Origin of the sequence: Trebonia sp. (assembly GCF_030042015.1) — a bacterium.
In the GTDB taxonomy this organism is placed as follows: Bacteria; Actinomycetota; Actinomycetes; order Streptosporangiales; family Streptosporangiaceae; genus Trebonia.
The window spans coordinates 1-2,573 of record NZ_JASIAL010000218.1 but is presented as its reverse complement, the minus strand read 5'-3'; the positions used below and the strand labels follow the sequence as shown (position 1 = coordinate 2,573).

Genomic DNA, 2,573 nt, shown 5'->3' with positions numbered 1-2,573 from the left:
CGACGTCCCCCGACGCCAAGACTCCGTTGATCTGCGGTAACCGGACTCAGCGCAATGCCGTCAGACGAAACCATGCTGCATGGCATGCAGAAGGTCAGGGGTTCGAATCCCCTTAGCTCCACCCCGAGGTCTTCACGTTTGAGTGGGGCCTATTTTCACGTTTCGGTCTGACATTCTGCCGCGCAGCCGGTGGCTGCGGGTGCGCGACACGATCGTAGGGCTCCCGCGTTCGGGCAGATTATGATGGGAGTCTGGTTACGTTATCCGTAACCAGATGAGGAGTGCCCATGTCCGAGCCGTCGCTTGCGGAGCTGGAGGCCGAGCGGGAGAGGCTGTACGCGCAGCTCAGCGTGGTTGGCGACTTCCGGCGGGGGTCGGTGAGCGAGAACTGGCGCAGGTGCGGGAAGCCGAACTGCGCGTGCGCGCAGCCGGGTCACCCGGGTCACGGTCCCCGGTTCCTGTGGGTCAGGACGGTTCGCGGGCAGCGGACCAGGGGCCGCCAGCTGGCAGCGGTGGAGGTGGAGAAGGTCCGCGGGGAGCTGGCGGCCTACCGGGAGTTCGCGGCGCTGGCGGAGCGGATCGTGGAGGTCAACGAGGCGATCTGCGAGGCCAGGCCGGCGTCCGGTACGGCCTCGCCCTCCGTCGCGGGGGGCGAAAAAGGGGGCTCCGCGACGCGCTCGCGGGCGAGAAGGCCGCCGAGCTAGGCCACCTGGCGGCGGAAGCGGCCCGGTCGCTGGGCTGCGGCGGCGCCGGCCTGGAGGCGGCTGAGGCGGTCCTGCGGGCCGGCCTGCTGAAGCTCGGCAGCGGCGTGCTCGGGGAGGCCCTGTCAGCCGATCCTGGCTACCGCGGCCCGCGCGCAGACTGCGGACGCGGCCACGAGGCCGTGTTCGCCGGCTACCGGGGCAAGGTCATCGACACGGTGCTCGGCCCGGTCACGCTGCGGCGGGCCTGGTACCACTGCGCCCGCTGCGGGCACGGGCTGGCGCCCAGGGACGGCGACCTGGGGGTGGCCGGGGCCTCGATGTCGCCTGGGCTGCGGGCCATGACCGGCAAGGCCGCCGCCGCGGTCCCGTTCGCGCAGGCGGCCGGGCTGCTGGCCGACCTGGCCGGGGTCCGCCTGACCGTCAAGCGCGTGGAGCGGGCAGCCGAAGCCGGCGGCTCCGCCCTGGCGGCGGCCTCGCGGGCGGCAGCCAGGCTCGTGGCCAGGCGCAAGCTCATCCCGCTGCCGCCGGACCCGCTGCCGGACAAGCTCTACATCGTCATCGACGGCACCGGCGTCCCCATGACCAGCAGGGAAACAGCCGGCCGCGAGGGCAAGAGCGAGGACGGCCGCGCCCGCACCCGCGAGGTCAAGATGGCCGTCTTCTTCACCCAGGACCAGCTGGACAGCGACGGCTGGCCGGTCCGCGACCGCGCCTCGTCCAGCTACATCGCCACCTTCGAGCCCGCCGCCGCGTTCCAGCGCCTGGTCAAGGCCGAGGGCATCCGCCGCGGATCGGACCACGTCCGCCAGCTCACCGTCATCGGCGACGGCGCCGCCTGGATCTGGAACCTCGCCGCCACCACCTTCCCCGAGGCCACGCACATCGTCGACCTGTTCCACGCCCGCGAGCACCTGCACTCGCTGACCCGGTCGCTGGAGTTCATGCTGCTGGACCGGAAGGAGGAGTGGCTCGCCGCCCGCCTGGAAGACCTCGACTACGGCTACATCGACGGCATCGCCGCCGCCGTCCGCAGCTACCCCCTCGAAGGAGTCAAGAAAGACGAGGCCGAACGGGAACTCGGCTACTTCCTCAACAACGCCCCCCGGATGCGCTACCACTGGTTCCGCTCCCGCGGCCTGTTCGTCGGCTCCGGCGTCGTCGAGGCAGGCTGCAAAGCCGTCATCGGCCAGCGCCTCAAGCAATCCGGCATGCACTGGACCGTCCGAGGCGCGGACTCAATCATCACCCTGCGCTGCGCCGAAGCCAGCAGCCAATGGCAAGCCATCTGCGGCAACCACCACAACCAGACGGGAGCAGCCTGACCAGCAAGCCAGCCAGGCTACCAGTCAGTCACCTACAAAACTGTCGCACACCCATCACTGACCTGCCGGGATACCTACCGCAGCTGCATGGACGAAAGTCCGGCTGGGTCTGCTGCCTTGAGGTAGTTCGCATCAAGCTCAGGCTCGATCTGTATGGTCGTTGTGACACTCTCCTGGCTGGGAGGACCGGAAGGCAAGTGACAATTCAAGTGACAACCCATCCAGACAGCGCCAGACCGGGCCAGACGTTCTCAGACGCGGCACTTAGCCTGGCCTGCGGGAACCGGACCCAGCACGACGCCGTCAGACGAAATCGGTATGCATGGCATGCAGAAGGTCAGGGGTTCGAATCCCCTTAGCTCCACCCCGGAGGTCTTCACGTTTGAGTGGGGCCTATTTTCACGTTTCGGTCTGACATTCTGCCGCGCAGCCGGTGGCTGCTGCGTGTCGCAGGCGTTTGGTGTCTGCTTGGCTGCGTTCTGCTTGCAGGGCTGGTTTGCGGGCATGCTGCCGCTGCGGGCGTGCGGTTCCCGTGTGGGGTGAGGTT

Annotated in this window: 2 protein-coding genes; both read left to right on the top strand. The window is 68.9% G+C overall.

Going from position 1 to position 2,573, the window contains the following annotated elements; genetic code table 11:
* Positions 1-287 precede the first annotated feature (287 nt).
* Positions 288-704, top strand: a complete 417-nt coding sequence (locus Q1N79_RS11325) for a DUF6788 family protein (RefSeq protein WP_300607997.1) — start codon at positions 288-290, stop codon at positions 702-704.
* Complete coding sequence (locus Q1N79_RS11320; protein WP_300607993.1) at positions 602-2,026, top strand: ISKra4 family transposase; 1,425 nt, start codon at positions 602-604, stop codon at positions 2,024-2,026. The genes Q1N79_RS11325 and Q1N79_RS11320 overlap by 103 nt, the downstream gene beginning before the upstream one ends.
* Positions 2,027-2,573: the final 547 nt, after the last annotated feature.